At 72.6% G+C, this 5,821-nt stretch carries 4 protein-coding genes and 1 pseudogene; 3 read left to right on the top strand and 2 right to left on the bottom strand.

The features are described from left to right. Together EAO71_RS23070 and EAO71_RS23060 are read right to left on the bottom strand one after the other, a co-directional pair. Nucleotides 1-243, bottom strand: a pseudogene (locus tag EAO71_RS23070) (Ku protein); the annotation flags it as partial. Between the two features lie 306 nt (nt 244-549). Continuing rightward, on the bottom strand, nt 550-1,362 hold the full coding sequence (locus EAO71_RS23060; protein ID WP_147979740.1) for an ATP-grasp domain-containing protein: 813 nt from the start codon (nt 1,360-1,362) through the stop codon (nt 550-552). A gap of 160 nt (nt 1,363-1,522) precedes the next feature. Here EAO71_RS23060 and EAO71_RS23055 point away from each other — a divergent pair, with 160 nt between their 5' ends. From EAO71_RS23055 to EAO71_RS23045, 3 genes are all read left to right on the top strand, one after another. After that, nucleotides 1,523-3,157 carry a M4 family metallopeptidase gene (locus EAO71_RS23055; RefSeq protein ID WP_399757941.1) on the top strand — a complete coding sequence of 545 codons (1,635 nt, stop codon included), beginning with the start codon at nt 1,523-1,525 and terminating at the stop codon, nt 3,155-3,157. 209 nt (nt 3,158-3,366) lie between these two features. Beyond that, nucleotides 3,367-4,707, top strand: a complete 1,341-nt coding sequence (locus EAO71_RS23050; RefSeq protein ID WP_147979739.1) for a salicylate synthase — start codon at nt 3,367-3,369, stop codon at nt 4,705-4,707. Nucleotides 4,708-4,709: 2 nt separating this feature from the next. Further along, nucleotides 4,710-5,821, top strand: a 1,112-nt coding sequence (locus tag EAO71_RS23045) for a ketoacyl-ACP synthase III family protein (protein WP_410094000.1), incomplete at its 3' end; no start/stop codon positions are given.

Below are 5,821 nucleotides of genomic sequence, written 5' to 3'. Positions count from 1 at the left end.
GGTCTTGCGCCCCTTCAGCTCCGTCACCGAGGCCTCGGACGGCGCCTCGCCCCGGGCCTCCTTCGCCGCCTTGACGCTGCTCTCCAGCGCCGCCATCAGGTCGATGACCTGGCCGCCGCCCTCCTTGTCGGGCTCCGGGGGCGCCACCCCCTCGCCGCCCTCCGCCTTGGCCGCGATCATCTCCTCGACCGCCTCGCGGTCGTCGCGGTCGACACCGAAGGAGACGGACGCCAAGAAGTCGACGGCGAAGACCGCGGCGAAGAAGACGGCGGCGCCCGCGCGGAAGTCGACGGCGAAGACGGCCGCCAAGAAGACGGCGGCGAAGAAGACGGCGGCCACGAAGAGCACGTCGACGGCGAAGAGCACGTCGAAGACCGCCGCGAAGAAGCAGCAGGCGAAGAAGGCGACCCCGCGCAAGCGCAGCGCGTGAGCCGCCGGGCGGGCTGAGGCGGGCGGCCGGCGGCCGGGCCGGGTGGGCGGTGAGCCACCGGGCCCCGGCCCCGGTCCCGCCGGAGCCGCCGCCCCCTCCGGTCCGCGCGCGGACAGCCCTCAGCCCACCAGCTTCCGCAGCGCGCTCTTCATCGCCGCGACGAACGCCTCCCGCTCCGTCTCCCCGACCAGGTCGAGCGAGAGGTACGGGTTCAGGTCCTCCAGTTCCACCAGCAGCAGCTCCCCGCCCGGCGCCCGGCAGGCGTCGACGCGCTGGATGCCGTGCGGCAGGTCGTTCCAGTCGACGAACCGCTGCGCGAACTCCAGGTCCTCAGAGGTCGGTTCGTACTGCTCCAGCCTCCAGCGCGCCTCGGGGTCGGGGGCGTACAGCGCGTACTGGAAGTCGCGCCCGACGAAGTAGAACGACACCTCGTACGCGAACGGGACGCGCGGCTGGACCAGCATGCCGGCCGGGTCCACGTCCGCCAGGTCCGCCCGGGCCACGAAGCGGAGACCGACCGAGTCCGCGCCGAGCATCGGCTTGACGACGTAGGTCTCGGCGTCCGGCAGCTGTCCGAACTCCTCCCGCCGGCCCGCCGTGGGAATGACCGGAAATCCCTCCCTGGACAGCTGGAGCAGGTACTCCTTCCCCGCCATGTCACCCTTCCCCGAGAGGGAGTTGAACACCCGCACGCCGTCGCGCAGCGCGGCGGCGCGGAAGGCGTCGTAAGCCTCCTGGTAGTGGATGACGGGCCCGCTGTTGCGCACCACGACGGCGTCGAAGCGGTCCATCAGCGCGGCGGCGTCGAGCGGATGGCAGAGCGCGACGTCGAACTCCTCGCGCAGCCGCCCGCTCAGCCAGATGTCCTCGTCGCAGTAGCGGCGCCCCCGCGCCTGGTAGCCGAGGTCGGTGACGTAAAGAAGGTTTCCCATTGGCGTATCTAAGCAGGCGGATTCGATCGCATATCGGACGCCCTGCGTCACCCTCCGGACAAGTGATGGTCAAATCCTTGTTGCAGACCTGTCAAGGAGCTTCTTTCGCTGGCACGCTCCCAGCCGCGCCACCCCCCACTGCTTCAGCGAAGGAGCCCGCGTGACCCGCCTGCAGTCCTCGCACCACCGCCCCTCCTCCCGCGCCACCGCGCGCGCCGCCGCCCTGCTCGCCTCTGCCGCCATGGTCGTCGTCGGCGTGCAGACCGGATCGGCCGGTGCCGCCACCGACCGCGAGGACGGTGCCACCGCGCTCGTCCTCTCCGCCGCGCAGCGCACCGCCGCGCTGCAGGGCGCCCAGGCCGAGGCCGCCACCACCGCCCGGGCGATCGGCCTGTCCGACCGGGAGGGGCTCGTCGTCCGCGACGTCGTCAAGGACGCGGACGGCACCGTCCACACGCGCTACGAGCGCACCTACGAGGGTCTCCCCGTCCTCGGCGGCGACCTCGTCGTGCACAAGAAGAAGGACGGCGCCCGCTCCACCACGAAGGCGACCGACGCCCGGATATCCGTGCCCGCCACGACCGCCGCCGTCCCCGCGGACACGGCCCGCCGGTCGGCCGCCGCCTCCGCCGCCGCCTCCGCCGGGACCGAGGCCCCGGCCGCGGCCTCCGCCCGCAAGGTCGTCTGGGCGGCGACCGGCAAGCCCGTGCTGGCCTGGGAGACGGTCGTCACCGGTGTCCGGGCCGACGGCACGCCCAGCGAACGCCACGTGATCGCCGACGCCACCACCGGCAAGGAGCTGTACTCCTACGAGGCCATCGACACCGGCACGGGCAACACCCAGTACAGCGGTCAGGTCACCCTCGGCACCGCCCCCTCGTTCACGCTGACCGACACCGCGCGCGGCGGTCACAAGACGTACGACCTGAACGGTGGCACCAACGGCACCGGCAGCCTCTTCACCAACAGCACCGACGTCTGGGGCAACGGCCAGGCGTCCAACCGCGAGACCGCCGCCGCCGACGCCCACTACGGCGCCGCGGTCACCTGGGACTTCTACAAGAACGAGCTCGGCCGCAACGGCATCCGGGGCGACGGCGCCGCCGCCTACTCCCGCGTCCACTACGGCGACGCGTACGTCAACGCGTTCTGGTCGGACCAGTGCTTCTGCATGACCTACGGCGACGGCACCGGCAACCTCAAGCCGCTCACCTCCCTGGACGTGGCCGGCCACGAGATGAGCCACGGCCTGACCGCCTCCACCGCCGGGCTGCGCTACAGCCGCGAGTCGGGCGGCCTGAACGAGGCCACCTCCGACATCCTGGGCACCGCGGTCGAGTTCTACGCCGCCAACTCCTCGGACGTCGGCGACTACCTCATCGGCGAGAAGATCGACATCCGCGGCAACGGCACCCCGCTGCGCTACATGGACCGGCCGAGCCGCGACGGCAACTCCGCCGACTCCTGGTCGAAGAACGTCGGCCGCCTGGACGTCCACTACTCCTCGGGCCCGGCGAACCACTTCTTCTTCCTGCTCTCCGAGGGCAGCGGCGCCAGGACGGTCAACGGGGTCGCGTACGACTCCCCGACGGCGAACGGCTCCACGGTCACCGGCATCGGCCGGACCAAGGCCTACAAGATCTGGTACAAGGCGCTGTCCACCTACATGACCTCCTCCACCGACTACGCGGGCGCCCGCACGGCCACCCTCAAGGCGGCCGGTGACCTCTACGGCACGACCGGTCCCGAGTACGCGGCGGTCGCCGCCGCCTGGGCCGCGGTCAACGTGAACTGAGCCCCGTCCGGGTCCACGGACCCGGCCCACCCGGCGCACCCTCCCAGGGGCCGCGCGGCATCCCGCCGCGCGGCCCTTTCGCGTATCCGGAATCCGGCCGTGCCCGGGTTCGCACTTCGATCAGGAGGGCTAATCAACGGGCCCTGGGGCGAAGGCTGTTACCTCCGTATCGTTTTTGAAGGTAACCGCTATGAAGGAGGAACCTTCCGATGAGCCCCATCGCCCCGCGCCACTACTTCGAGACCCAGCTCCAGCTCACCGAGGACCCGCTGCTCGTCGCGGCCCGTCTCGCGGACTCCGGACTCCACGAGTCCTACGTCGTCTACGAGAACGGCGGCAGCTGGGCCTACGCCGGCGGCGTGCGTGCCGAACTGACGCTGGACCGCACCGGTGCCCGGCTGACCCAGGAGGACGTCCCGGACGCCTTCCGCCCGTGGAACGACCAGCCGCTGAACCTGGTCTCCGAACTGCTCGACACCGTCACCGTCCCGTACTGGCGGGCCTACGGCTGGGCCACCTTCGAGCTGTCGTACGCCAAGGACGGCAACCTCGACGGGATCGGCGACGGGCGGCTCATGCACCTCGTCGTGCCGCGCGCCGAGGTCCGCTTCGAGGCCGGCCACGCCCTGCTGCGCGCCGCCGACCAGGCCACCCTGGACGCCCTGCTCACCACCGTCGCCAGCGCCTCCCCGTCCTCCGCCGGACAGCCCCGCCCGCTGGACGTGCACGCCACCGGCGGCCCGCAGTACCGCGAGGCGGTGCGGCTCGCGGTGGACGAGATCAACGCCGGCGAACTGCACAAGGTCATCCTGTCCCGCGTGGTCGAGGTCGACGACGAGGTCGACCTGACCGGCACCTACGTGGCCGGCCGCCGCGGCAACAACCCGGCCCGCTCCTTCATGCTCAACCTGGGCGGCACCGAGGCCATCGGCTTCAGCCCGGAGATCGTCGTCCAGGTCTCCGAGGACGGCCGGGTCGTCAGCCAGCCGCTGGCCGGCACCCGCGCCCTGACCGGCGACCTGCTCACCGACGAGAACCTGCGAGCCGACCTGTTCGGATCCCCCAAGGAGGTCTACGAGCACGCCATCTCCGTCAAGGTCGGCGCCGACGAGCTGGTCGACGTCTGCGTCGAGGGCTCCGTCGAGGTCCCCGAGTTCATGGCGATCCGCGAGCGCGGCAGCGTCCAGCACCTCGCCTCCCGCGTCGCCGGACAGCTCGCCCCCGGGCGCGCGGCCTGGGACGCCTTCGGCGCGGTCTTCCCCGCCGTCACCGCGTCCGGAGTGCCGAAGTCGGCCGCGTACGACTCGATCCGCCGCCACGAGCCCGAGTCCCGCGGCCTCTACAGCGGCGCCGTCCTCACGGTCGACCACACCGGTGCGATGGACGCGGCCCTCGTGCTGCGCAGCGCCTACCGCAAGGACGGGCGCACCTGGCTGCGGGCCGGCGCCGGCATCGTCGGGCACTCCACCCCGGAGCGCGAGTTCGAGGAGACCTGCGAGAAGCTCGACAGCGTCGCCCGGTTCCTCGTGCCGGCGGGCGGTACCCGATGAGGGTGGCCACCGGGCTGCACCTCGCCGGCGTCGGGAGCTGGCTGCCCGAGGAGGTCACCACCGCCGACGCCGTGGCGAAGGGCTGGTACGGGGAGGCCGACCGCGCGGCCTCCGGGATGCTCGCCGTCCGGGTGGCCGGCGACCTGCCGGCACCCGAGATCGCGGTACGGGCCGCCCGCACCGCCCTGCGGCGGGCCGGCCGCACCGGGCTCACCCCCGACGACTACGGCGCGCTGCTGCACTGCGCCACCTACCACCAGGGCCCCGACGGCTGGTCCGCCCCGCACTACGTCCTGCACCGCACCCTGGACCGCCCGATCGGCGCGGCCCAGGTGGGCCCCGGCTGCCTCGGCATGCTGACGGCCCTGGAGATGGCCGCCCACCGGCTCGCCGCCGACGACGGCAAGGACGCCGTCCTGCTCACCGCGGCCGACAACTTCTCCGCCCCCGTGGTGGACCGCTGGAACTCCTCCCGGCTGTTCCTGCTCGCGGACGGCGGCGCCGCCGCCGTGCTGTCCCGGCGGGAGGGATTCGCCCGGCTGCTGTCGGTCGGCTCGGTCTCCGCGCCGTCGATGGAGGAGCTGCACCGCGGCGGGGAGGAGCTGTTCCCGCCCGGCATCACCGTGGGCCGTTCGCTCAACTTCGAGGAACGCAGCGACCACTGGCGCCGGCAGTGGGCCGCGGGCGCGGCGCCGCCGAGGACCCACCTCGGCGACGTGGTCGCCGAGGCCGTCGACCGGGTGCTCGAGGACGCGGACACCGGCCTGGAGAAGGTGGCCCGGATCTGTCACACCAACTACGCCGACGGCGCCCTGCACACCATCTACCTCGATCCGCTGGAGATCGAGGCCGCCGACGGCACCTGGGACTTCACCCGTCACATCGGGCACGTCGGAGCCGCCGACCCCTTCATCGGCCTCGAACGCCTCTGGACACGGGGCGAGGTCGCCCCCGGGGACCGCGTCCTGCTGCTCGCGGCCGGCCCCGGCATGGAGGTCGCCTGCGCGGTCGTCGAGATCACCGCGCCCTATCTGCCCGGCACCGCACGACAGGAGGAAGAGGTCGTCGAGATCACCGCGCCCTATCTGCCCGGCACCGCACGACAGGAGGAAGA

Source organism: Streptomyces sp. MS191, from assembly GCF_008042125.1.
Classification (GTDB): Bacteria; Actinomycetota; Actinomycetes; order Streptomycetales; family Streptomycetaceae; genus Streptomyces.
This window is presented reverse-complemented; position numbering and strand designations above follow the sequence as displayed.